At 72.2% G+C, this 21,699-nt stretch carries 26 protein-coding genes; 12 read left to right on the plus strand and 14 right to left on the minus strand.

The window, feature by feature from the left end:
* The first annotated feature begins 149 nt into the window (after positions 1-149).
* Positions 150-1,421 carry a VWA domain-containing protein gene (locus ACWEQO_RS32635; RefSeq protein ID WP_361455609.1) on the plus strand — a complete coding sequence of 424 codons (1,272 nt, stop codon included), beginning with the start codon at positions 150-152 and terminating at the stop codon, positions 1,419-1,421.
* A complete protein-coding gene (locus tag ACWEQO_RS32640; RefSeq protein ID WP_452986223.1) occupies positions 1,421-2,257 on the plus strand; it encodes a hypothetical protein in 837 nt (278 codons plus the stop codon). Before ACWEQO_RS32635 ends, ACWEQO_RS32640 begins: the two co-directional genes overlap by 1 nt.
* A gap of 89 nt (positions 2,258-2,346) precedes the next feature.
* On the opposite strand, the gene ACWEQO_RS32645 is transcribed toward ACWEQO_RS32640, so the two are convergent.
* Positions 2,347-2,997, minus strand: coding sequence for a winged helix-turn-helix transcriptional regulator (locus ACWEQO_RS32645; RefSeq protein ID WP_452986224.1), 651 nt, complete (start codon positions 2,995-2,997; stop codon positions 2,347-2,349).
* Positions 2,998-3,088: 91 nt separating this feature from the next.
* On the opposite strand from ACWEQO_RS32645, the gene ACWEQO_RS32650 reads away from it, so the two are divergent.
* Entirely contained in the window at positions 3,089-4,297 is a 1,209-nt protein-coding gene (locus tag ACWEQO_RS32650; RefSeq protein WP_452986225.1) for a pyridoxal phosphate-dependent aminotransferase, read from the plus strand.
* A gap of 44 nt (positions 4,298-4,341) precedes the next feature.
* Positions 4,342-4,668: a hypothetical protein gene (locus tag ACWEQO_RS32655; RefSeq protein WP_452986226.1), complete on the plus strand. Its 327-nt coding sequence runs from the start codon at positions 4,342-4,344 to the stop codon at positions 4,666-4,668.
* 126 nt (positions 4,669-4,794) lie between these two features.
* On the opposite strand, the gene ACWEQO_RS32660 is transcribed toward ACWEQO_RS32655, so the two are convergent.
* Entirely contained in the window at positions 4,795-5,664 is an 870-nt protein-coding gene (locus ACWEQO_RS32660; protein ID WP_452986227.1) for a helix-turn-helix domain-containing protein, read from the minus strand.
* A 156-nt stretch (positions 5,665-5,820) separates the two neighbouring features.
* Here ACWEQO_RS32660 and ACWEQO_RS32665 point away from each other — a divergent pair, with 156 nt between their 5' ends.
* Entirely contained in the window at positions 5,821-6,786 is a 966-nt protein-coding gene (locus ACWEQO_RS32665; protein ID WP_452986228.1) for an MBL fold metallo-hydrolase, read from the plus strand.
* Positions 6,787-6,872: 86 nt separating this feature from the next.
* On the opposite strand, the gene ACWEQO_RS32670 is transcribed toward ACWEQO_RS32665, so the two are convergent.
* On the minus strand, positions 6,873-7,073 hold the full coding sequence (locus ACWEQO_RS32670; RefSeq protein WP_452986229.1) for a hypothetical protein: 201 nt from the start codon (positions 7,071-7,073) through the stop codon (positions 6,873-6,875).
* A 227-nt stretch (positions 7,074-7,300) separates the two neighbouring features.
* Between ACWEQO_RS32670 and ACWEQO_RS32675 the strand changes: the two genes are divergently transcribed.
* Together ACWEQO_RS32675 and ACWEQO_RS32680 are read left to right on the plus strand one after the other, a co-directional pair.
* A complete protein-coding gene (locus tag ACWEQO_RS32675) occupies positions 7,301-7,513 on the plus strand; it encodes a hypothetical protein (protein ID WP_452986230.1) in 213 nt (70 codons plus the stop codon).
* Between the two features lie 53 nt (positions 7,514-7,566).
* The gene (locus ACWEQO_RS32680; RefSeq protein ID WP_452986231.1) at positions 7,567-7,788 is read left to right on the plus strand and encodes a helix-turn-helix domain-containing protein; all 222 of its coding nucleotides are present in this window, start codon (positions 7,567-7,569) and stop codon (positions 7,786-7,788) included.
* A 74-nt stretch (positions 7,789-7,862) separates the two neighbouring features.
* Here the strand turns inward: ACWEQO_RS32680 and ACWEQO_RS32685 are convergent, their stop codons facing one another.
* Together ACWEQO_RS32685 and ACWEQO_RS32690 are read right to left on the minus strand one after the other, a co-directional pair.
* Entirely contained in the window at positions 7,863-9,185 is a 1,323-nt protein-coding gene (locus ACWEQO_RS32685) for an MFS transporter (protein WP_452986232.1), read from the minus strand.
* Between the two features lie 296 nt (positions 9,186-9,481).
* Positions 9,482-10,192, minus strand: a complete 711-nt coding sequence (locus tag ACWEQO_RS32690) for an IclR family transcriptional regulator (protein ID WP_452986233.1) — start codon at positions 10,190-10,192, stop codon at positions 9,482-9,484.
* Between the two features lie 217 nt (positions 10,193-10,409).
* Here ACWEQO_RS32690 and ACWEQO_RS32695 point away from each other — a divergent pair, with 217 nt between their 5' ends.
* Together ACWEQO_RS32695 and ACWEQO_RS32700 are read left to right on the plus strand one after the other, a co-directional pair.
* A complete protein-coding gene (locus tag ACWEQO_RS32695) occupies positions 10,410-11,036 on the plus strand; it encodes a hypothetical protein (RefSeq protein ID WP_452986249.1) in 627 nt (208 codons plus the stop codon).
* Positions 11,037-11,094: 58 nt separating this feature from the next.
* The gene (locus ACWEQO_RS32700; RefSeq protein WP_452986234.1) at positions 11,095-11,517 is read left to right on the plus strand and encodes an acyl-CoA thioesterase; all 423 of its coding nucleotides are present in this window, start codon (positions 11,095-11,097) and stop codon (positions 11,515-11,517) included.
* Between the two features lie 245 nt (positions 11,518-11,762).
* Here ACWEQO_RS32700 and ACWEQO_RS32705 read toward each other — a convergent pair whose 3' ends face one another.
* The 8 genes from ACWEQO_RS32705 to ctaD all read right to left on the minus strand — a co-directional run bounded on the left by ACWEQO_RS32705 (position 11,763) and on the right by ctaD (position 18,005).
* The gene (locus tag ACWEQO_RS32705) at positions 11,763-13,187 is read right to left on the minus strand and encodes an 8-oxoguanine deaminase (RefSeq protein WP_452986235.1); all 1,425 of its coding nucleotides are present in this window, start codon (positions 13,185-13,187) and stop codon (positions 11,763-11,765) included.
* Positions 13,188-13,205: 18 nt separating this feature from the next.
* Positions 13,206-14,141, minus strand: coding sequence for a factor-independent urate hydroxylase (gene pucL, locus ACWEQO_RS32710; protein ID WP_452986236.1), 936 nt, complete (start codon positions 14,139-14,141; stop codon positions 13,206-13,208).
* Positions 14,142-14,145: 4 nt separating this feature from the next.
* On the minus strand, positions 14,146-14,571 hold the full coding sequence (gene uraH / locus ACWEQO_RS32715) for a hydroxyisourate hydrolase (RefSeq protein ID WP_452986237.1): 426 nt from the start codon (positions 14,569-14,571) through the stop codon (positions 14,146-14,148).
* Between the two features lie 7 nt (positions 14,572-14,578).
* Positions 14,579-15,088, minus strand: coding sequence for a 2-oxo-4-hydroxy-4-carboxy-5-ureidoimidazoline decarboxylase (gene uraD, locus ACWEQO_RS32720; protein ID WP_452986238.1), 510 nt, complete (start codon positions 15,086-15,088; stop codon positions 14,579-14,581).
* 124 nt (positions 15,089-15,212) lie between these two features.
* Positions 15,213-15,581, minus strand: coding sequence for a helix-turn-helix domain-containing protein (locus ACWEQO_RS32725; RefSeq protein WP_361455568.1), 369 nt, complete (start codon positions 15,579-15,581; stop codon positions 15,213-15,215).
* Complete coding sequence (locus ACWEQO_RS32730) at positions 15,578-15,829, minus strand: hypothetical protein (protein ID WP_361455565.1); 252 nt, start codon at positions 15,827-15,829, stop codon at positions 15,578-15,580. Before ACWEQO_RS32730 ends, ACWEQO_RS32725 begins: the two co-directional genes overlap by 4 nt.
* Before the next feature lie 148 nt (positions 15,830-15,977).
* Entirely contained in the window at positions 15,978-16,325 is a 348-nt protein-coding gene (locus tag ACWEQO_RS32735; protein WP_361455562.1) for a hypothetical protein, read from the minus strand.
* A 3-nt stretch (positions 16,326-16,328) separates the two neighbouring features.
* Complete coding sequence (ctaD, locus tag ACWEQO_RS32740) at positions 16,329-18,005, minus strand: aa3-type cytochrome oxidase subunit I (RefSeq protein WP_452986250.1); 1,677 nt, start codon at positions 18,003-18,005, stop codon at positions 16,329-16,331.
* A gap of 274 nt (positions 18,006-18,279) precedes the next feature.
* On the opposite strand from ctaD, the gene ACWEQO_RS32745 reads away from it, so the two are divergent.
* Positions 18,280-18,516 carry a hypothetical protein gene (locus tag ACWEQO_RS32745; RefSeq protein WP_361455557.1) on the plus strand — a complete coding sequence of 79 codons (237 nt, stop codon included), beginning with the start codon at positions 18,280-18,282 and terminating at the stop codon, positions 18,514-18,516.
* 101 nt (positions 18,517-18,617) lie between these two features.
* Here the strand turns inward: ACWEQO_RS32745 and ACWEQO_RS32750 are convergent, their stop codons facing one another.
* Positions 18,618-19,856: an RNA-guided endonuclease InsQ/TnpB family protein gene (locus ACWEQO_RS32750; protein ID WP_452986239.1), complete on the minus strand. Its 1,239-nt coding sequence runs from the start codon at positions 19,854-19,856 to the stop codon at positions 18,618-18,620.
* Positions 19,857-20,275: 419 nt separating this feature from the next.
* Between ACWEQO_RS32750 and ACWEQO_RS32755 the strand changes: the two genes are divergently transcribed.
* Complete coding sequence (locus ACWEQO_RS32755; protein ID WP_452986240.1) at positions 20,276-21,040, plus strand: hypothetical protein; 765 nt, start codon at positions 20,276-20,278, stop codon at positions 21,038-21,040.
* Between the two features lie 55 nt (positions 21,041-21,095).
* Complete coding sequence (locus tag ACWEQO_RS32760; protein ID WP_452986241.1) at positions 21,096-21,662, plus strand: GNAT family N-acetyltransferase; 567 nt, start codon at positions 21,096-21,098, stop codon at positions 21,660-21,662.
* Positions 21,663-21,699: the final 37 nt, after the last annotated feature.

The raw sequence follows: 21,699 nt of genomic DNA on the forward strand, positions 1-21,699 counted from the left end.
CGGCAATACCAGGCCCGCGTCAGTCACTACAAGCGGCGCGGGCACAGTCCCTGAAACTGGTCAGCAATCAGCATAAGTACCGTTGCAGTACTAGGGGCCTTGCGGGCCCCGCTTCGGGGTGGGCCGTCTCCGATCAATAGGATCCCTCGATGATCAGAAGAAAATGGCCGGCAGCGGGCGTCGGTGTCCTGCTCGCCGCCCTGACGGCCGGGCTCACCTTCCCGACCGCGGCGGTCGCCGGCGAACCCACGGGCCAGGACGCGCCCCAGGTCGACCTCGTCCTCGATGTGAGCGGTTCGATGCGGACCAAGGACATCGACGGCCAGTCCCGGATGGCGGCGGCGAAGCAGGCGTTCAACGAGGTGCTGGACGCGACGCCGGAGGGGGTCGAGCTGGGGATCCGGACCCTCGGCGCCGACTATCCCGGTGACGACCGCAAGGCGGGCTGCAAGGACACCGCACAGCTCTATCCGGTCGGTCCGCTGGACCGTACGGAGGCCAAGACGGCGGTGGCCACGCTCACCCCGACCGGCTGGACCCCCATCGGCCCCGCCCTGTTGCAGGCGGCGGACGACTTCAAGGACGGCAACGGCTCCAAGCGCATCGTGCTGATCAGCGACGGTGAGGACACCTGTGCCCCGCTCGACCCGTGCGAGGTGGCCCGGGAGATCGCGGCCAAGGGCATCGGCCTGACCATCGACACCCTGGGCCTGGTGCCGAACGCCAAGCTGAGCCGGCAGCTCAGCTGCATCGCCGAGGCGACCGGCGGCACCTACACCTCGGTCCAGCACCAGGACGAACTCACCGACCGGGTGAATGAGTTGGTGGACCGTGCGGCCGAACCGGTGGTGACTCCGGTCGCGACCGAGGGTGCCGCGTCCTGTGCCAAGGCGCCGACGCTGAAGTCCGGTCTCTACACGGACCGCGAGGAGTTCGGGCAGCAGCGCTGGTACCGCGTGGACGTGCCGGCCGGTCAGGAACTGCGCGCGTCGGTGAGCGTGGCGGCCGACCGGGCGGTGAACCCGGACTACGGCGTGCTGCTGCGGGCCGTCACGGTGCACGACCGGGAGATCGTCCGCGGTGAGGCCACGGGCAACGGCCGTACGGACGTCCTGTCCACCGGCCTGCGCTACCCCGCGCCCGAACGGGACGACGACAGCGACAAGCCGGCCGCCGAGACGGTGTGCCTGGCGGTGACCAACTCGTTCTCGCCGGGCTCCGGTGTGAAGACCACGCCCGGTCTGCCGCTGGAACTGACCATCGACGTCGTCGAGGGTCCGGGCGAGTCGAGCGATGTGGCCTCCTTCGGCCTGGGCCGGGGCTGGTGGCTGCTCGGCGTGCTGGTCCTCACCGGCTTCCTCGCCGGTCTGGTCTGGGGCTGGCTGTCCCGCTGGCGGCTCGCGGTCTGGAGGACCCACTGATGCGTATCACCCGCTTGCCGGCCGTCGCCCTGCTCGCGTTCGGGCTGGCCGCGGCCTCCGTGGCCCCCGCGGCGGCCGACTCCACCCCCTCCCCCGGCGCGTCAAAGGACGCGGCCGGGCCGACCCGCGCGGGCACCTCGTTCCGTACCGCGACGGAGTTCGAGCAGGGGCAGACCGCCACGGCACGTGCCTCCGTCGGCGACTACCTGTACTGGTCGTTCCCGGCGGACGCGGGGCAACGCCCCACCGTGCGGGCGACGGTGAAGCTGCCCGAGACGCACGCCGCCGAGACCTGGCGGGTCGACGTGTACGACGGGCTGCGCCGCCGCCAGGCCTGCCAGTACGGCGCCCAGACCCGCACGGCGCCGGCGGACGCGCCCTCCGTCGAGCTCACCTGTGTGCTGCGCACGGTCCGCGCCTGGTCGGAGCCGTGGGCCAACGACCCGCTGCCGGGCACGTACTACGTCCGGCTCACCGCGGTGAACCTCTCGGCGTCCGACCTGGGCCAGTCGGTGGACGTCGAGGTCCGGGCCGAATCCAAGGACATGGGCGGCGCCGCGGCGGTGGACGGTTCGCTCGCCGAGCCGCTGGTGCCGGGCATCGCGCTGCGGACGGAGGCGGACGACGAGGGCGACGGGGCCGAGGGCGACGAGAAGAAGTCGCCCTCGGCCGTGCTCGCCGCTCTCGAGCCCGAGGACGGCTGGGCCTCCGGCTGGTGGTCCGACCGCTGGGTGTGGACCGCGGTGGGCGGTGCGCTGGCCGCGCTGGCCGGTGTCGCCGGCTACCGGTTGACCCGTGGGTCGGGACGGCCGTCCCGGGTACCGCCGGGTGCGTGACGGTCGACAGCTGACCATCGGCAGCGCGTGACGCCTGCCCAGGAGGCCCGCCTCGTGCGGGCCTCCTTTCGTCGCCGCCGGCCCTCCCGTCACGCTTCCCGGAGCGCCTTGGCGAGCGGGCCGTCGCCACCCACCTCGATCCGTCCGTCCCGCACCGCGTCGGCCACGGCCGCCTCGCCGCGGCTGATCGCCGTACAGGTGTCGGCGTCGAGGACCAGGGTGGCATCGAGGTCGCCGGGGGCGGGCCCGTCGCCGTAGACGGCCCCTCCCGCGGCTCCGACGCGCAGGTGGAACCGCCCCTCGTCCAGCCGGACTTCGACCACTCCCTCATCCAGTCCCTCGCCCGGCGCCTCGCTCTCCAGGCTCCGCAGCAGCGGCAGCGCGAACCAGTGCGCCCGTACCGCGTCGGTGGGCCGCCGCTCCCCCAGCGCACCCTGCCCCCAGGTGCCGAGGGCCTGCAGCACCGGCAGCAACTCACGCCCCCGGTCGGTGAGTTCGTACACGAAGGCCGCGCCGGGCGGGGGCAGCCGCCGGCGGCTGGTCAGCCCGTCGCGCTCCATGCCCTTCAGCCGCGAGGCCAGTACGTCCGTGCTGACGCCGGGAAGGTCCGCGTGCAGGTCGGTGTAGCGCCTCGGGCCGGCGAGCAGCTCCCGGACGATCAGCAGGGTCCAGCGGTCGCCGACGGCGTCGAGCGCACGGGCGGCGGAACAGTACTGGTCGTAGCTTCGGCGAGGTGACATGCGACGCAGTGTAGACAAGTTGTTGGACTTTCCAAGCTCCCACTTGGTAAAACCAAGCAACCAACACCGGACACTTGAGGGGAAGCGACGCATGGAGTTCCGGCAGTCGAGCAAGCTCAGCGAGGTCTGTTACGAGATCCGCGGCCCGGTGATCGAGCACGCGAACGCGCTGGAGGAGGCGGGGCACAGTGTGCTGCGCCTGAACACCGGCAACCCGGCCCTGTTCGGCTTCGAGGCGCCGGAGGAGATCGTCCAGGACATGATCCGGATGCTGCCGCAGGCGCACGGCTACACCGACTCGCGCGGGGTCCTCTCCGCCCGCCGCGCGGTGGTCCAGCGCTACCAGACCCTGGGCCTGGAGGTCGACGTCGACGACGTCTTCCTCGGCAACGGCGTCTCCGAGCTGATCTCGATGGCCGTCCAGGCGCTCCTGGAGGACGGCGACGAGGTCCTGATCCCCGCCCCGGACTTCCCCCTGTGGACGGCGGTGACCACCCTCGCGGGCGGCAAGGCCGTGCACTACCTGTGCGACGAACAGGCCGACTGGTACCCGGACCTGGACGACATGGCCTCGAAGATCACGGACCGTACGAAGGCCGTGGTCATCATCAACCCCAACAACCCCACCGGCGCGGTCTATCCGAAGGAGGTCGTCGAGGGCATCCTCGACCTGGCCCGCCGGCACGGCCTGATGGTCCTCGCCGACGAGATCTACGACCAGATCCTCTACGACGACGCCGTGCACCACTCGGCCGCCGCGCTCGCCCCCGACCTGGTGGTGCTCACCTTCTGCGGGCTGTCGAAGACCTACCGCGTGGCGGGCTTCCGCTCCGGCTGGCTGGTGATCACGGGACCCAAGCAGCACGCGAAGGACTACCTGGAGGGCCTGACCATGCTGGCCTCCATGCGCCTGTGCGCCAACGCGCCCGCCCAGCACGCCATCCAGGCCGCGCTCGGCGGCCGCCAGTCCATCCGCGAGCTCACCACGCCCGGCGGGCGGCTGCACGAACAGCGGAACGTGGCCTGGGAGAAGCTGAACGAGATCCCCGGCGTGAGCTGCGTGAAGCCGCAGGGCGCGCTGTACGCGTTCCCCCGCCTGGACCCCGAGATCCACAAGATCCACGATGACGAGAAGTTCGTCCTGGACCTGCTGCTCCGGGAGAAGATCCAGGTCGTCCAGGGCACCGGCTTCAACTGGCACTCCCCCGATCACTTCCGCATCCTCACCCTCCCCCACGCGGAGGACCTGGAGGCGGCGATCGGCCGCATCGGCCGGTTCCTGAGCGGATACCGGCAGTAGAGACCGGAGGAACCGCCGGCGGGAAGATCACGTCCGATCAAGGTATGAGGGAACACAGAACGGGCTGCGCCGGCATGCTCCTGGCGGCCGCGGGCGCCATCGCGGCCGTACTCGCCTGGGCCCCGAAGGCGCGGGTCAGCGTCGACGGCGGGTTCGGAGGCATGCACCGGGACCTGAGCGTCCTCTACGTCGACCTCCCCCTCATCGCCGTCGGCGGCGCGCTCGTCCCGCTCGCCGCCTGGCTGCTCACCCTGCGCGCGCTGCACCGACCCTGGCTCGCGGCCGTGATCGCGACGGGCGCCCTCGCGCTCGGGATCTGGGGCCTGCTCAGCTGGTGGACGCCCTACCAGCGACCCGAGTTCATGGGTTAGGCACCCCTGCTGGGGTCGCGGGAAGGCGAGGTCCCGACGGCGGTGCGGACGCCACATCGGCCCGCCGGTCCGCAGCCCGGCGCAGCACGGACGCATCCGGGTCCCGCAACTCTCGCCGGACGCACCTCATCCGCGCCCCTTGCCGATGCCGCAAGCCTGTTGCAGCACCGTCAGCGCCGCGGAGGAGGCGGATCCGGGCTCCACGGTGAGGGTGACGAGGGACTGGTGCGATTCCTGCGGGACGCGGAACGTCTGTTGTGTGACGGTCAGGTCCCCGACGACCGGATGGGCCAGGTCGTGGACGTCGCGGCCGCAGGGCTCGACGGTGTGTTCGGCCCACAGCGCGGCGAACTCGGGGCTGTGGATGGCCAGCTCGCCGACCAGCGCGGCAAGGCGGGCGTCATCGGGGTTGCGGGCCGTCAGGATACGCAGGTTGCCGACCACGGCGCGGGCCTTGGCGGGCCAGTCACGGTAGAGAGCGCGGGTGTGCGCGTCCAGGAAGACCAGCCGGGACAGGTTGGGCCGGGTGTCCGGCTCGTCGGGCGAGGCGAGGTCCGTGTGTCCGGCGAGCAGGGCGTGCCCGGCCCTGTTCCAGGCCAGCACGTCGTTGCGGCGGCCCACCACGAGTGCGGGCACGTGGCCCATGGCGGCCAGCAGCGTACGCAGATCGGCGGAGGCGTGCTCCTCGGGAGGCGTCGCCGGTCGGGTCCGGTGACTCCTCGTCGTCGACAGGACGTGCAGGTGCTCCCACTCGGCCGTGGTCAGGCGCAGGGCGGTCGCGATCGCGTCGAGGACCTCGGCCGAGGCGTTGAGCGACTGGCCCTGTTCGAGCCGGGTGTAGTAGCCGACGCTGACCCCCGCGAGCATCGCGAGTTCCTCCCGGCGCAGCCCGGGCACCCGGCGCCGGTCCCCGTACCGGGGCAGGCCGACGTCGTCCGGGCTCAGCTGTGCCCGCCGCGCCATCAGGAACTCGCCCAGCGCTGATCTGCGGTCCATGGCGCCAAGTATGCGCGGCAGTGCCGTCCGCCGCCTGCACCTGTCAGGGGTAGGCAGGAGCGGGGCTGGTTGCCCCGGCCGGGGGCCTCCAGAGTCGGTCGCACAGGTCACGGCGGAAGCCACCCCGTGCCCACCGCTCACGAACGAGGTAGACACATGCCCACGCCCCCGCCCGCGCCGTCTTCACCCACGGGAGCGGCCGTCTCCACGGCGCCCCTGGTCACCACCATGGAACTGGGGGACGTCGAGATCACCCGCGTCATCGAGTTCTCGGACATCTCACCGATGACGACCGACGTGTTCTTCCCCGGCAGCGAACCGGAGGAATGGCAGCGCCATGCCGCACTGCTGGACCCGGATCACTGGGACGCCCGCACCGACCTGACGCGCGTCGCCACCCAGTCCTGGGTGCTGCGCAGCGAAGGCAGGGTCATCCTGATCGACACCGGTGCGGGCAACGGCAAGTACCGTCCGCTGCAGCCGATCTGGTCGTACCTGAACACGAGCTACCTGGACGATCTCGCCGCGGCCTGCGTCGAGCCGGAGGAGGTCGATCTCGTCGTCAACACTCATCTGCACAACGACCACGTCGGCTGGAACACCCGGCTCGACGAACGCGACTGGGTGCCCACCTTCCCGAACGCGACCTACCTGATGCCGCGGCCCGACGTCGAGTACTGGCATCCGGAGAACCTGCCCCGCACCAGGTTCGGCCGGGGGAACCAGAACGTCTACGAGGACAGCGTCGCCCCTGTGATCGACGCCGGGCTGGTCAGGACCTGGGACGACTCCTACGTCATCGACGCCAACCTCCGGCTCGAACCGGCACCCGGGCACACTCCGGGTTCCTCGGTCGTCCATCTCAAGTCCGGAGGCGACCGCGCGGTCTTCGCCGGTGACCTGCTGCACGGCGCGATCCAGGTCCACGAGCCCCACCTCAACAGCTGCTTCGAGGAGGACGAGGAGGCCGCCCGCGCCAGCCGGGCCCGGATGTTCGCCTACGCCGCCGACCACAACGCCCTCGTGCTGCCCGCTCATCTGCCCGGCCACGGCGCCTTCGAGATCCGGCGCGAGGGCGCCGGGTTCGGAATCTCCGGCTGGGCGCCTTTCTCCCGCACCTGATCACCGAGTGGGGTCGTCGTCCTCGGGACACCGGGGGAACGCCGAAGCGGGTCACCGGCTCGCGGCCCTCTCCGGTCGGCGACGGCTCACAGGTGGCTGACGCCCGTCAGTTCCTCGGCCACCCCCCGGAGTCGCCCGCCCACGGCCGGATCGGCCGCCTCCCGGCTGAGCCGGGCCTCGGTGACCCGGCCGCGCGTTTCCCCGAATCCGGACAAACCGAAGAACCGGCCGCCCCGCACACCGGGGTCGGTCGCGGCGCGCGACCGGGGCAGCGCGCCCTGTTCCACCGGCTGGGTGACCAGCAGGCCGAGCCGCGCGATCAGCTGTCCGGGCCGACCACGGTGCTCCCCGGCACGCGGGGTCAGGTGGGTACGGGTGAGACCAGGGTGGGCCGGCTCGCTGACGACCGACGGCCCCTCGGCGCGCAGCCGACGGTCCAGCTCGACGCCGAAGACCGTCGTGGCGAGCTTGGACCGGCAGTGGGCAGGAGCCGCCCGGTCGACCCGGCCCGGTCATGCTGGTCTTGACCGCCGAGCCGGGCAGCGCCGACGCGGACCGGCTGCACCTCCTGGCATCGTTGCGCGCGACCCGCTCGAACGGGAAGGCCACGTCGCCGACCACCTCCCGCTGGACCCGGGGCGACCTCACACCACACCGCCGGGTGCACAGCGTCACCGTACGCCCACTGTCCGGATCCGTCCGGCTCTGTCCGGGCCGTGAGGCGTGATGCCCCGCACCGGCGGCGAGTCGAGCACGGGTGGCACATGGAGGTGCAAGGACATGAGCGTGGAACCTTACGGCGCGGACGAGGCGTCGGTGGCCGTTCCGCGAACCGTCGGCAGGGTCATCAAGATGTGCCGGGAGCGGGAGGGCATGACCCGAGCCGGTCTCGGAACGGCCATCAGGTACGGCGAGGAGCAGGTGTCGTCCGTCGAGCGCGGAGGGCGGGCGCCGACGGGGTCCTTTGCTTCCCGTACGGTCCGGCCGGGGCGCCGGCGGTGAGGCTCCTCCCGCCCCACGAGAACGCCCCGCCTCCTGCTGGAGGCGGGGCGCGTCGCGCTGTGCGGCGGGGGTGGTCAGGCCCGGCGGTGGGGGATGGCGAGGAGGGTGGCGGCGCTCAGGGCGGCGGCCGCGGCGAAGACGTAGAAGACCGTGGTCGGGCCGAGGGAGGCCGTCAGGATCCAGCCGCCGAGCAGCGGGGCCACGATCGCGCCGCCGCGCCCGAAGCCCGAGACGTAGCCGAGTGCCGTGGCCCGGGTCGAGGCCGGGTAGCTGGACGCCACCCAGTCGTTGAGCACGGTCAGGGCCGAATGGGCGCCGACGCCGGCGAGCGCGGTCAGACAGAGGACGACGGCGGTGTTGCCGCCCCACGTCAGACCGACGACGGCGACCGCGGAGAGCGCCGCGCTCCCGATGGTGACGAAGCGCGGGCCGAACCGGTCGGCGACGGCGGCGATGCCGAACGAGCCGATCACGGCACCCAGATTGAGCACGAGCGTGAACTGCAGCGCCGAGCCGAGCGGGTAGTCCATCTCGCGCATCAGCTGGGTCAGCCAGGTGTTCAGGCCGTACCAGGACAGGAGCACCGCGAAGTTGGCGACGACGAACAGCACGGTGGTGCGGGCGCGGCCGTCCGAGAGCACGGAGCGGGCCGGGGAGAGGGGCTTCGCCTCGGCCGTCGGAGCGCCGGGCTCGGGGCTCCCGACGGACGCCGGCGAGGGGGTGGCCCGGGGGGCGGGGGCGTCGGTCGCTCCGGGCCGCGAGTCCGGCAGCAGGGCGTACACGCCGACGAACACCAGCGTCGACAGCGCCGCGCCGACACCGAACAGGCCGCGCCAGCCGAGGGACTCGCCCCAGGCGGCGGCGGTGAGCGCGGCGAGCACGCCGCCGACCGGAACGCCCGCGAGGACGATGGTCGCCACCAGCGCGGAGCGGCCGCGCGGCGCGTACTCCTTCGCGAGGGCCACGCAGGACGGCATCACACCGCCCATGCCGATGCCGGCGAGCAGCCGGAAGAGGCCGAACTGCCAGGGCGTGGCGGCGACGGCACAGCCGACGGTGAACAGGGTGAAGATCACTCCCGACGCCAGCACGAGCCGACGCCTGCCGAGACGGTCGGCGAGCGGCCCGCAGACGACGGCGCCGATGAGCATGCCCAGATAGACGAGGCTGCCGAGAGTTCCGGCGAGGGATTTGTCGAGGCCCAGATTCGCGTCGGCGAGCATCGACGGCATCGCCACGCCGTAGACGATGAGGTCGAACCCCTCGACCGTGATCGCCGCCGTACACAGGGCGACGACCGCACGGGTCAGGGCGCGGGTGCGCCGGTCCGTCGGGTCCGGAGCCGAGGGCCGGGCGGAGGCGCGGGCGGGAGCGGGAGCTTGAACATCAGTGGTCATGCGGCCACGTCCTGTCGCGGAGAGGTGGGGGGCAGGGAGCCGGGCGGGCCGCGGGGCGGAGCACCGACACGGTGGGCGGCTCCGTAGACCCCGGCGTCTTTCCGGCGACAAGCGGATGACCCATCGGTGAGCAGAATGGAAGCAGCCCTGTTACGCAGGGAGCAATAAAACTGTCCAGTAATTCCGCTCTGCGGTACAGGAGGGAGCATTTCTTTGCGCCACGGGCCTGCCGCCGTACCATGCTCCCCGCTTCGGGCAGGTGCGCACGAGGGCATACCGGGGCACCCGCCGTCGGCTCAGAGTGCCGCCTCCATGCGGCGCACCGCCTCCCCGAGCACAGCGGCCGCGTCGCCGAGGCGGGCGCGGGTGAATCGCAGCGAAGGGGCCGAGACGATCATCGCCGCCACGGCGCGGCCGCCCGGCTCCCGCACGGCGGCGCCCACCGCGGAGATGCCGCGCTCGGTACCCCCGATATTGACGGCGTAGCCCCGCCTGCGGACGGTCGCGAGGGTGCGGTGCAGTGTCTCGGGGTCGGTGTCCGCCTGCGCCGCGTGGCGGGTGCCGTAGATGTCGGCGAGCTCGGAGACGCCCAGGTCGGCGAGGAGCGCCTTGCCGCCGGCGGAGAGGTGCGCGGGCAGACTCACGCCCGCGCGGCTGCCGACGCGCAGTGCGTGCGTCCCCTCGATGCTGTGCAGGATGCGCGCCTCGGCCCCGGCCCGGACCGCCAGGTGCACCGTCTCGCCGAGCTGGCCGTTGAGCCACAGCAGGTGCGGCCGGGCGGTCTCCACGAGGTCGTACTCGGAGCGCTGGGACATCCCCAGGCGGTAGAGGGTGGGGCCGGGCCGGTACACCTTGTCGGCGCCCTGCACCGCGAAGCCGCGCCCGCGCAGGGTGGAGAGCAGACGGTGGGCCGTGGAGCGGGCCACACCCAGTTCCTCGGCGGCCTCGCTCAGCCGCACGCGCCCCTGCTTGCGGAGCAGGAGCAGCAGGGAGAGGGCGTTCTCCACGGATTCCAGGCCTTGCGCGGGTTTACCGCCGGCGCTCCGCGGTTCCGCTGCGGGCTGTGATGTACGAGTTGAGTTCTCCACAGCGGAATTCTACGACCTGCTCATGGGACGGCACGCACTGCGCCGACGCTCCGGACGCCGGGGGTGTCAGTGCCCGGTCGTAGTCTTCGGGAGATCGGAGAGGGCCGGTCGGCCGGACGGGGATCGGGGGGCTGTGGTGGCGAGAGCGTTGAGTGCGGGGCTGAGGCGGGTCGTCGAGGGCGCCGATCCCGCGACCGGGCGCCTGAAGGGGACGGAGGCGCAGCTCGCCGCGCTGGTGAGGCGCGGGCTCGCCTTCCGGCATCCGCGGGCACCGCACCACCACTTCCTGACGCCCGCGGGACATCGGACACGGGACGCGGAAGCGGAGCCCGCACCCGAACCCGGGCCCGCCGCCACCGGGGTGTTCGCGGCGCGGACCGGTGGCGAGGCCACGGCTCCCCGGACCGGGCCGGCCCGTCTCCGGGAGGTGCGCGGCGCCTGGCAGGGCCTGCTGGAGCTGCGCCGGATGACCAACCCCGACGGCGCCACCGACCGGCCGTGCGGCTGGGAGCGCGCGCATCTGGTGCAGGCCGCCGCGCTCGCCCTGGAGGCCGCCGGACACGATCCGGCCGTCGGGGACACCGAGGGCGGCTACCGGGTGCGGGAGACCCCGCAGCCGGAGGCGGTCGCCGTGTACGCACCGGACGGCGAGGCCCTGCGGGCCTGCGCCGGCACGCTCGAGCGGGCCGGCTGGCAGGTCGGCGAGTACACGGAGCCGAGGACGCGGGCACGGTATCTGCTGGCCTCCCCGCGCCGGGTGTGAGGGGCGTGCCAGGATCGGTGGCCAGGGCAACGAACCGAGCAGGCTTGAAGGGGACGCAGTGAGCGAGCCGTTTTCCGTCCGGGTGACCGTGCGCGGATACGAGACCGACGTACAGGGCCACCTCAACCAGGCCGTGTACCTCAACTACGCGGAACACGCGCGCTGGTCGCTGCTCCGGGAGGCCGGGATCACGCAGTCCGGCCTCCTCGGGCGGGGTGTGGGGCCGGTCGCCCTGGAGACCACCATCCGCTACAGGCGGGAGTTGCTCGCCGGTGACGAGGTCGACGTGAGCTGCGCCTTCACCTGGGGCACCGGCAAGACGTTCCGCATCGAGCAGATCATCACCAAGGCGGACGGCACGGTCGCCGCCGAGATCTCGGCGGTCGGCGGCGTACTGGACCTGGAGGAACGCAAGCTGGTGCCGAGCCCGCAGGACGTCTTCCGGGAGCTGGCCGAGGATCCGGGCTTGTTCGGGCTGTAGGACGGTACGGGCGCACGGGTCGGCGGCGTCTCGGGCAGCGTGGACCGCAACCAGTTCAACGGTGCACGCGACCGGCTCCCGGTACGCGATCACGTGGTGGAGCCGCCCCGACCCCGTCGGCTCCTCCGTTGCCCGGGGTGTTCCACGACATGCCGCCCCGGTCGCGCAACGAGGTCGGGGCGGCTCCGGCGTGGTCGCCGCGACGGGCGGGCGGGCCCGGGGCGCACCGCCCGCTCGGCCCGTGTTCAGGCCCGGCCGGTGATCCGGGCCAGCCGCCGGGCCTGTGCGCGGGTGGAGCGGGCGATCTCGTCCTCGTCGGCCGTGCGGAGCCGGCCGTCCTCCACGATCTGGCGGCCGTTCACGAACGACGCGGTGACCGGGGCCGCCGCGCCGAGGACCAGCGCGGCCACCGGGTCGGCGATGGAGGAGTGGGCGAGGGTGTCCATCCGCCACAGCACCAGGTCGGCGAGCTTGCCCGGTTCCAGCGAGCCGATCTCGGCGGTACGGCCCAGCACCTGGGCGCCTCCGTAGGTGCCCAGGCGCAGCGCCTGACGGCCCGTCAGGGCTGCTTCGCGGTGCGGACCGAGGCGGCCCACGAGCAGGGCGTTGCGCAGTTCGGTGTGCAGTTCTCCGGCCTCGTTGGACGCCGTGCCGTCCACGCCGAGGCCGACCGGGACGCCGGCCGCCAACAGGTCGGGGACGCGTGCGATGCCCGCGGCGAGGCGGGCGTTGGAGGAGGGGCAGTGGGCGACGCCCGTGCCCGTACGGGCGAAGGCGGCGATGTCGGAGTCGTTCATGTGGACGCAGTGCGCCATCCACACGTCCTCGCCGAGCCAGCCGGTGGACTCGAAGTAGTCGGTCGGGCCCGTGCCGAACTGCTCGTGGCAGAACTTCACCTCCTCCACCGTCTCCGATCCGTGGGTGTGCAGGCGTACGCCGAGTCCGCGGGCCGACTCGGCCGACTGCCGCATCAGTTCGGTGGAGACGGAGAACGGTGAGCAGGGGGCGACGGCGACCCGGGTCATGGCACCGAAGGAGGTGTCGTGGTGCCGGCGGACGGTGTCCTCGGTCGCGGCGAGGGCGTCCTCCAGGGTCTCCACGGCGAAGTCCGGGGGCAGTCCGCCGTCCTTCTCGCCGAGGTCCATGGAGCCGCGGGCGAGGGTGAAGCGCACCCCCATGTCACGGGCGGCACGGATGAGGGTGCCGGACAGGTCGCCGGCGCCCCGCGGGAAGACGTAGTGGTGGTCCGCGGCGGTGGTCACGCCGCCGCGGACCATCATCGCGAGGGACCCCCGGGCCGCCGCGTCCACCATCGGCTCGTCGATGCGCGCCCAGGCCGGGTAGAGCGCGACGAGCCAGTCGAACAGGTTGTGGTCGGTGGCCAGGCCCCGGGTGAGCCACTGGTAGAAGTGGTGGTGGGTGTTGACCAGGCCGGGGGTCGCCAGGTGCCCGGTGGCGTCGATGCGGCGGACGACGTTCTCCAGTCCCTCGGGTGCCCGGCCCGTGCCGAGGGACTCGATGCGGTGGCCGGCGAGGACGAGGTGCCCGGAGGCGTACTCGGTGTCCTGCGCGTCGACGGTCGCGATCGCGCAGTTCTCGATGACGACGCGTTCGGTGGCGGCGCGTTCGGTGCCGCCGCGTTCGGTGGCGCCGCGCTGGGCTGCTGCCATGGTGCGTCCCTTCTGCCCTCAGAGGTTGGTGAGGTCCGCCGGTATCAGCGCCTCACAGCCGTTCCGCAGGATCGTGGCCTCTATCAGACCGTAGGGGCGGTCGGCGGCGAGGTAGACGGCGCCGTCCTCGCCGTCGTTCTCGAGGCCGAAGGGTTCCAGGTCCACCTGGAAGTGGTGGCTGTTGGGGAGGGAGAGGCGGACCTCGTCCATCTCGTCGCGGTGGTCGATGACCCGCGCCCCCATCCGGTACATCGTCTGCTGCAGGGACAGGGAGTAGGTCTCGGCGAAGGCCTGGAGCAGGTGCTGCTTCGTCCGCTCGTAGGAGGTCTCCCAGTCGGGCATCGGCTGCTCGTCGTCGGTCCAGTGGAACCGCCAGCGGGCGGCGACCGAGGTGGCGAGGACGCGGTCGCGGGTCTCCCGCAGCGTCGTGTACCTGTCCTTGAGGTAGCCCCGGAACTCGGAGTCGGTGGAGTTCAGCACCGTCAGGTCCTTCAGGCCCGAGACGACCTCCCACCGCTCACCGTCGTAGGTGACCTGCGCCAGCCGGGTCTCCTGGCCCCTGCGGACGAAGGAGTGCTCGCCCTCGTGTGCGTCGGAGGTGGCGATCCGTTCCCAGGCGTACTCCTCGACGCGGATGCGGGCCCGGTGGATGGGCTCCTGGGAGGTGACGAAGTGCCGGGCGAGGTGGATGCCGAACTGCTCGGCGGACTCGATGCCGTGCTCCTTGGCGAAGGCGAACACGGTGTTCTTGGTGGTGTCGGTCGGCAGGACGTTGGCGTTGGAGCCGGAGTAGTGGACCTCCTCCAGGTCGCCGGACAGGGCGACGGAGACGTTCAGGTCCTTGATGTGGTGGGTGGCGCCGTTCCGCGTGATCCTGACGACCCGGTTCTCGGCCTTGCCGTACTGGTTCTGGCCCAGGACCGCGGGGCGGGCGGGGCGGGAGGTGTCGGGCATCTCGCTAGCTCCCTCGGTAGACGGAGTAGCCGAACGGGTTGAGCAGCAGCGGTACGTGGTGGTGCTCGCCCGGTGCGACGGCGAACGTGACCGCCACCTCCGGGAAGAACGCCCCGGCGCCGCCGTCCCGGTGCGCGGGGGCGTCCTGCCGCGCCCCGGCCCGTTGGTCGGTGAGGTACGGCTCCACGGCGAAGTCGAGCCGCACGTGGCTGGTCCCCTCCGGCGGCGCCGGGAGGTCCTTGCACCGTCCGTCCGCGTCGGTCGTGGAGCCGCCGAGCGCCTGCCAGGGGGCCTGGCGGCCCGAGCGGGCGAAGAGGTGGACGGTGACGCCGCGGGCGGGGCGGCCGACGCTGGTGTCCAGGATGTGCGTGGAGACGGAGGCGGGTGGCACGGAGGCGGTGGGCACGGGGGCGGTGGTGTCGGTGCTCATCTCTGCGTCAGTCCTCGTCGACGAGTCGGGCCAGACGGATCCGGTTGATCTTCCCCAGTTCGGTGCGGACGGTCTCGCGCTCCCGCTCCGGCGTGTTGCCCATGCGCTCGGTCAGCGCGTCGCGCAGCTGCTCGCCGGTCAGGCTGGTGGCGCAGACGAGGAAGACGTGGCCGAACCTCTCCTGGTAGGCCAGGTTCAGTTCGAGCATCTCCGCCTTGAGCCGGTCCGTCGCGGCGGTCATCCCGCTCTGCTCCCGCGCCGAGGCCGGGTCGCCGGGCCGGGGCCTGCCGATCGGCGGGTGCCCGGCCGTCGCCTCCCAAAGGTCCGCCGCGCTCAGCCCGCTCAGGGCGGCGTCGGAGGCGGCATACAGGTCGCCGGCGGTGGCGTAGGGGCGGCCGGCGAGCAGTCGGCGGGCCCAGGTCGTGGAGGCGCACGTCTCGTGGAGGGCGGCGAGGGCCGCCGGCTCCTCCAGCGCGTTGAAGCGGGCCAGGCCCGGCGGCGTGGCAGTGGACGTCACGGTGGCCTCCTTGGCCGCGAGCGGCCTCGGTGCTGAACGGGCGTGCCGACAGCTAACGCCGCCACGGACCGTCACGTCAACAGTTTGTTGAAAACCTGCGGACGGTCACCACGCCGCCCGGGGCTCAGGAGCCCTTCTCGCGGTTGAGGTAGTTGTAGACGGTGAACCGGCTGACGCCGAGCGCGCTCGCCACGGTCTCCACGCCGTGCCGTACGGCGAAGGCGCCGCGCGTCTCCAGGCTCCGTACGATCTCCTGCTTGGCCTTGCGGTCCAGCTCGGCGAGGGGTCTGCCCTGTCGGCGTTCGAGGGCGGCGAGGATGTGGTCGAGGGAGTCGGCGAACCGGGGCAGGCGCACGGCGACGGCCTCGACCCCCTCCCAGACGAGGACGACGTCGTCGGGACCGGCCTCGCCGGGTGGGAGCAGTTGCCCGCCCATGGCGTCGACGAGTGGCTTGACGGCCGCGATGAACGGCTCGTCCGCCGCGCCGCTCATTCCCCGCCCTCCGCGACCACGTTGACCTGGAGCGAGATCCGGGTGGCGCCCGCCTCCAGGGACCGGCGCAGCAGGGCGTCGACGGCGGTGAGCACCGCGTCCGCGCCGCCCTGCGCGGTGTTCCCGAACGGCCCGACGTCCACCGAGTCCAGCTCGGCCGCCTCCACGACCTCCCGGGCCACCACCGCGTGCGCGGGCGTCTCGTCCAGGTCGAAGGGCTCGGTCGTGAACTCCACTCTCAGTCGCACTGCGCCCCCATGGCATCGGCTCCGGCACGACCTTAACGGACTCCCCCGCGGCCCTCCGCAGGACGGCGGAGACGGAGTGGTCGCCAGTCGTGCCGGCTGCCGTGGCTCGTGAGGCGGCCGCGAGGTCACCGCCCCGGGGCCTTGTCGTTCACTCCTCCGGTGTGCGGGCGGGGCCGGGATCGCGCAGCTGTGTCCAGAGGCGGGCCGCCTCCCGGGCGCCGCGCCGACGGTGGACGACGGCACGGGCCCGGAGGCCGGCCGTGACGGTCGACCCCGTCAGGGCCGCGGCACAGGGCAGCCACCAGCCCCCTGTCACGAGCAGGAGCACGGCGACGACGGCTGCCGTGCTCCAGCCGCTGAGGCAGGCCACCGCCTCGGCACGACGGGACGCGGGCCGGTCGGCCCCCGCGCGCAGGTCGACGAGGGCCGGCAGGTACCAGACGGAGCCGGCCGTGGTCACCGCCGCGGCGCCGAGCGCCAGGACTGGATGGGACACGGCTCAGCCCACCCTCTCCAGAGCGGCGATCTCCGGGTGGTGCACGTCGAAGGCCGGGGATTCGGACCGGATGCGGGGCAGGGAGGTGAAGTTGTGCCGCGGGGGCGGGCAGGACGTGGCCCACTCCAGGGAGCGGCCGTAGCCCCAGGGGTCGTCGACCTCGACCTTCTCGCCGTACTTGGCCGTCTTCCACACGTTGTAGAAGAACGGCAGCAGCGACATGCCGAGCAGGAACGACCCGATCGACGACAGGGTGTTGAGGGCGGTGAAGCCGTCGGCCGCCAGGTAGTCCGAGTAGCGGCGGGGCATGCCCTCGGCGCCCAGCCAGTGCTGGACCAGGAAGGTGAGGTGGAAACCCGCCGTGAGCGTCCAGAAGGTGATCTTCCCGAGGCGTTCGTCGAGCACCTTGCCGGTGAACTTCGGCCACCAGAAGTGGAATCCGGCGAACATCGCGTACACGACCGTCCCGAAGACCGTGTAGTGGAAGTGCGCGACGACGAAGTACGAGTCGGTGAGGTGGAAGTCCAGCGGCGGCGAGGCCAGGATGACGCCGGTCAGCCCGCCGAAGAGGAACGTGACGAGGAAGCCCACGGTCCAGAGCATGGGCGTCTCGAACGAGAGGCTGCCCTTCCACATGGTGCCGATCCAGTTGAAGAACTTCACCCCGGTCGGGACCGCGATCAGGAAGGTCATGAAGGAGAAGAACGGCAGCAGGACTCCGCCCGTGGTGTACATGTGGTGCGCCCAGACGGTCAACGACAGACCCGCGATGGCGATGGTCGCGCCGATCAGCCCCATGTAGCCGAACATCGGCTTGCGGGAGAAGACCGGGACGATCTCACTCACGATGCCGAAGAACGGCAGGGCCAGGATGTACACCTCGGGGTGGCCGAAGAACCAGAACAGGTGCTGCCACAGCAGCGCCCCGCCGTTCGCCGCGTCGAAGATGTGGCCGCCGAACCTGCGGTCGTACTCCAGGGCGAACAGCGCCGCCGCCAGGACCGGGAACACCATGAGGACCAGCACGCTGGTGAGGAGCACGTTCCAGGTGAAGATCGGCAGGCGGAACATGGTCATGCCCGGGGCGCGCATGCAGAGGATCGTGGTGATGAAGTTGACCGCGCCCAGGATCGAGCCGAAGCCGGACAACGCCACGCCCATGATCCACAGGTCGGCTCCCACGCCCGGCGAGTAGACGGCGTCGGAGAGCGGGGCGTAGAGGAACCAGCCGAAGCTGGCAGCGCCGTCCGGGGTGAGGAAGCCGCTCGCCGCGATCGACGAACCGAAGAGGAACAGCCAGTAGGCGAGCATGTTCAGCCGGGGGAAGGCCACGTCCGGCGCGCCGATCTGCAGCGGCATGATCCAGTTCGCGAACCCGGTGAACAACGGCATCGCGAACATCAGCAGCATGATCGAACCGTGCATCGTGAACGCCTGGTTGAACTGCTCGTTCGAGATGATCTGCAGTCCGGGCCGGGCGAGCTCGGCGCGCATCAGCAGTGCCAGCACACCGCCGACGACGAAGAACACGAACGCGGAGATCAGGTAGAGCGTCCCGATCTTCTTGTGGTCGGTGGTCGTCAGCCACTCCACCCACGAGGGGCGCGCGGTCCCGGGAGCGGTCCCCCCGTGATGTCCGGGCGTCTCCGCGCCGGAAGCAACGGCGTGCCCCTCCGCGATCCCCACCCCCTGCCTCTCTCGTATCTGCCCCTCGTCCACCGTCGGCGCCCTGCCCTTCCGCTCATGTCCGTACACGTCGTCGACGAGCCGGGAGACGCCGAGCCGACCGAAGTGGACGCGACGTCTCCCGGCCGCTGCCACATGATCCTTTGCGGGGTACCGGGGTCGAACAGGGCCGAACAGTCCATTCCGGGGACCGACGGGAGGGCCCAACGGCCCTGATGCGCCCAGCGGCCGGGGTGCGGATCCGCCCGGTGGGCAGGAGCCTGGGAACATGGCACATCCCACCGGGCAACCGCACATCGTGGTACACGCGCCGGCCCTGGACGGCTCGCGGCGGGTCACCTCGGGCGACGAGACGCTGGGCGTCGCCTCGCACGTCGACGACGTCGGCGAGATCCTGCGGCTGGCGGACCTCTATGTGACCGATGTCGAGGAGGCCGACCTCATCGAGTGGCAGGGCGGCGGCCCCGACGACTGGCCGGGCCTGTCGGAGCACCACGAGGCCTGAGTGGGGGCGGGGACGTACGGCCGTTCCAGGTACCCCGGTTGTACGGCAGCGGCCGTAGCCCGCCTACGGCACCCTCAAATTCAGCTGTCAACTACCCGTCGCTAAGGCGACGGGCTTGCACAACGGGCGCCACTGGCGGTGGTGCTGCGTCTGCGTCCTGTCCCACGTCCCGGTCCGGGAGGTGGGTCTGGGGCGGTTGACTGCGCCCCGCGTCGCCACAACTCCCACGCTCTCGCGCGGATGTTGCGGGAGCCGTTCCGGTCCGCGTGATCAACGAATCCGCAGGACCGGCACGCGAACCGGGCCTGGGACACCCGGTTCGCCCGGTCGAGGTGCCCGCACTCGGCGCAGGTCCGGGAGGTGTACGCCGGATCGACGTACACCACCGGCACCCCCGCCCGGCGGGCCTTGTACGCGATGAACGCCCCCAGCTGGGCGAAGGCCCAGCTGGAGTGGGTGGCCCGTTGGGGCCTGCGAAGCCGTACCCGCCCGCGGATGCCCGTCAAATTCTCCAGGGCAATTCCGCGGCCGGTGCGTTCTGCCTCGGCCACCACATGTTTCGCGATCTTGTGATTGATGTCCTTCGCCCGCCGCGCCTCCTTGCGGCGCCGTCTCTTCAGCCGCCGCCGGGCGGACGGGGTGTTCTTCCGCTGCAGTTTGGTGCGCAGGTTGCGCTCGCGGGCCCGGATCCGGTTGAGTTCCCGCCCGGCCATGATCTCGCCGTCCGAGGTGGTGGCGATGTTCACGATGCCCAGGTCGACGCCGAGGAAGTCCACCGGCTCCGTGTTCGGCGGCGCCTCGGGCACCTCGCAGGTGGCATTCAAAAACCACCGGCCGTCCCGGCAGATGAGATCGGACTCGCCCCTGCGGTAGAGGGCCAGGGTGGCCAGCTGCTCCGGTGAGGCGGTGAACGCCACGTCCTTCACCCGCCCGGAAGTCGTCCAGATCGACACCCGGCGCCGGTCGGTCTGCCAGGACAGCATCCGGTCGTCGTAGGGCTGGGCGCCCGTCGGCCGGAAACCGATCGGCTTCTGCGTGGCCCGCCGGTACCGGTGCGAGCCCGGTCGGCCCAGATTTCCGGCCTTCAGGTTCGCCCGCAGTGTCGCGTACGCGTCGCAGGTCTTCTTGATCACGTGCTGGGCGGCCTGCGCGCCCAGGTTCCACCGCTCCTTGAGCTCGGTGTAGGTGTGCCGGCGCAGCGCGAAGTTGTTCTTCACATCCTTTTCGAAGGCAACGTCACTGACCCAGGTGGCGGCCTCGTTGCAGGCGCGCAGGGTCGCCTCCAGCGCCGCCGCCTGCGCGGGCGTCGGCAGCAGCTTCACCTGCACCACCAGCTTCACACCCGCGAGGCTAACCGGCCCCTGCGGGGCCGCGCATTCGAACACGGGAAACTTCCGCCGCCCGGGCACAGCATTGCGGTGCTCCGCCCCGCTCCCGCAGGGATGCGATTCCTCCCGGGCGTGAACGCCCAGGGTTCCTCGCAAGACCAGGCTGAACCGGACTTCGGACGCTTCGGGCACCCCCTCCGACGGGCACGTATCTCGTACGCGGGGCCCGCCGACACGGGGGCGGCGGGCCCCGCTCGGGGGAGTTCCGGGCGACGTCAGGGACAGCAGCTACAGCTCCGACCTCCGCCGATGCCGAGGAACGGCACGAGGGCCGTCCGGGAACGGCAACCGCCGGACAGGACGGGCGCACGGGAGGACGATGGAGGGGCCGGCCCGAGGTGAAGTCGTCCGGGAACAAGAGGGGTGGGGCCATGCCCGAGAGCGTGTCCGTGTCCGTGCGTTGTCCGGCCTGTCGCAGCGCACACCGTTACACGGCGCCGTCGTACCCCTGCGTGTGCGGCGCGCCCGTCACTCTGCCCCTGGACGGGAACGCGGTGCCCGTACCGGTCGTCCACCGCGTCTGGCAGGAGGACTGGGTCACCGTGCGCTGCGGGGACTGCGGGCGGCCCGGCGAGTGGCCGCGGCCGGAGCTCGGCTGCCCGTGCGGGACGCTCCTGCGGCTCCCGCTGGCCGTCCCGGAGACCTCGACCGGCCCCGCCGCCGCGCCCGCTCCGGACGCCGGACCCGCGCCGGACACCACGCTCCGCCCGGACGGCGCACCCACACCCGGACCTCGGGACACCGGCGCCGTTCCGCGCCCCGCCCTCCCTCCTGTACCGATCCGCAGCACCCGCGACGCGGTCACCGCCACCGTGCTGTACCTGCGGCAGCTCGGCCACGGGGACATCCGCCGGGCCGAGCGGCGTCCCCCGTCCGGCATCGGGCTGGCCGGCCGGGGTGTCGTCGTCCTCCTCGACCCGTCCGCGCGCCGGGCGACCCCGCGGGACGTGGAGTGCCTGTGGCTGACCGCCATGACGGAGTCGGCCCAGTGCCTGTACTTCTCCCTCACCGGGTACCCCCCGGACGCCCGAGGCCGCGCCGACCGCCTCGGCGTCCCGCTGTTCCTGCTCGACCTCACCGGCGCCCCGCAGCCGGTGAACGCCCCGGCCGAGGCACTGGACGCCACCCGGGCCTGACCACCGGATCCGGAAACCGGCGACGCGCCCGCCGCCCCCGTCCGATACTCGGCACATGCGCATCCGCCCTGCCGCCCCCGAGGAGCTGCCCGTCCTCCAGGACATCGAACGGGCCGCCGGCACTCCCTTCCGCGCCCTGGGCATGGCGGAGGTCGCCGACGACGAACCGCCCGCCCTGGACACCCTCGAGCACCACCGTCGGGCGGGGTACTGCTGGGTCGCGGCCGACGCACGGAACCGGCCCGCCGCGTACCTGATCGCCGAGCCGGTGGACGCCGCGCTCCATGTCGAGCAGGTCTCCGTCCACCCGCGGGCCGCGCGCCGCGGCGTGGGCCGGTCCCTGATCGCCCACGCCGCGCGACGGGCCGGCGCGGAGGGCCTGACCGCCCTGACGCTGACCACGTTCGCCGACGTCCCGTGGAACGCCCCGTACTACACCCGACTCGGCTTCCGCGCACTGACCGAGGCAGAGCTCACGCCCGGTCTGCGACGGATCCGCGCCGAGGAGAGCGAGCACGGCCTCGACCGGTGGCCGCGCCTGTGCATGCGCGGAAGCGTCCGAAGACTCCGTCAGCCGGGAGGGAAGCCTGACGGCCTGCCCGCACCACGAGCAGAGCGCTGACCGGCTCGGGATCCTGCAGTGAGCCGGCCGACCCCTG

The sequence above is a fragment of the Streptomyces sp. NPDC004051 genome (genome assembly GCF_053604275.1).

Coding starts and splice junctions, on each gene's coding strand:
- ACWEQO_RS32635 (WP_361455609.1), top strand. CDS start 150: ATGATCAGAAGAAAATGGCCGGCAGCGGGCGTCGGTGTCCTGCTCGCC.
- ACWEQO_RS32640 (WP_452986223.1), top strand. CDS start 1,421: ATGCGTATCACCCGCTTGCCGGCCGTCGCCCTGCTCGCGTTCGGGCTG.
- ACWEQO_RS32645 (WP_452986224.1), bottom strand. CDS start 2,997: ATGTCACCTCGCCGAAGCTACGACCAGTACTGTTCCGCCGCCCGTGCG.
- ACWEQO_RS32650 (WP_452986225.1), top strand. CDS start 3,089: ATGGAGTTCCGGCAGTCGAGCAAGCTCAGCGAGGTCTGTTACGAGATC.
- ACWEQO_RS32655 (WP_452986226.1), top strand. CDS start 4,342: ATGAGGGAACACAGAACGGGCTGCGCCGGCATGCTCCTGGCGGCCGCG.
- ACWEQO_RS32660 (WP_452986227.1), bottom strand. CDS start 5,664: ATGGACCGCAGATCAGCGCTGGGCGAGTTCCTGATGGCGCGGCGGGCA.
- ACWEQO_RS32665 (WP_452986228.1), top strand. CDS start 5,821: ATGCCCACGCCCCCGCCCGCGCCGTCTTCACCCACGGGAGCGGCCGTC.
- ACWEQO_RS32675 (WP_452986230.1), top strand. CDS start 7,301: ATGCTGGTCTTGACCGCCGAGCCGGGCAGCGCCGACGCGGACCGGCTG.
- ACWEQO_RS32680 (WP_452986231.1), top strand. CDS start 7,567: ATGAGCGTGGAACCTTACGGCGCGGACGAGGCGTCGGTGGCCGTTCCG.
- ACWEQO_RS32685 (WP_452986232.1), bottom strand. CDS start 9,185: ATGACCACTGATGTTCAAGCTCCCGCTCCCGCCCGCGCCTCCGCCCGG.
- ACWEQO_RS32705 (WP_452986235.1), bottom strand. CDS start 13,187: ATGGCAGCAGCCCAGCGCGGCGCCACCGAACGCGGCGGCACCGAACGC.
- pucL (WP_452986236.1), bottom strand. CDS start 14,141: ATGCCCGACACCTCCCGCCCCGCCCGCCCCGCGGTCCTGGGCCAGAAC.
- uraH (WP_452986237.1), bottom strand. CDS start 14,571: ATGAGCACCGACACCACCGCCCCCGTGCCCACCGCCTCCGTGCCACCC.
- ACWEQO_RS32725 (WP_361455568.1), bottom strand. CDS start 15,581: ATGAGCGGCGCGGCGGACGAGCCGTTCATCGCGGCCGTCAAGCCACTC.
- ACWEQO_RS32745 (WP_361455557.1), top strand. CDS start 18,280: ATGGCACATCCCACCGGGCAACCGCACATCGTGGTACACGCGCCGGCC.
- ACWEQO_RS32755 (WP_452986240.1), top strand. CDS start 20,276: ATGCCCGAGAGCGTGTCCGTGTCCGTGCGTTGTCCGGCCTGTCGCAGC.
- ACWEQO_RS32760 (WP_452986241.1), top strand. CDS start 21,096: ATGCGCATCCGCCCTGCCGCCCCCGAGGAGCTGCCCGTCCTCCAGGAC.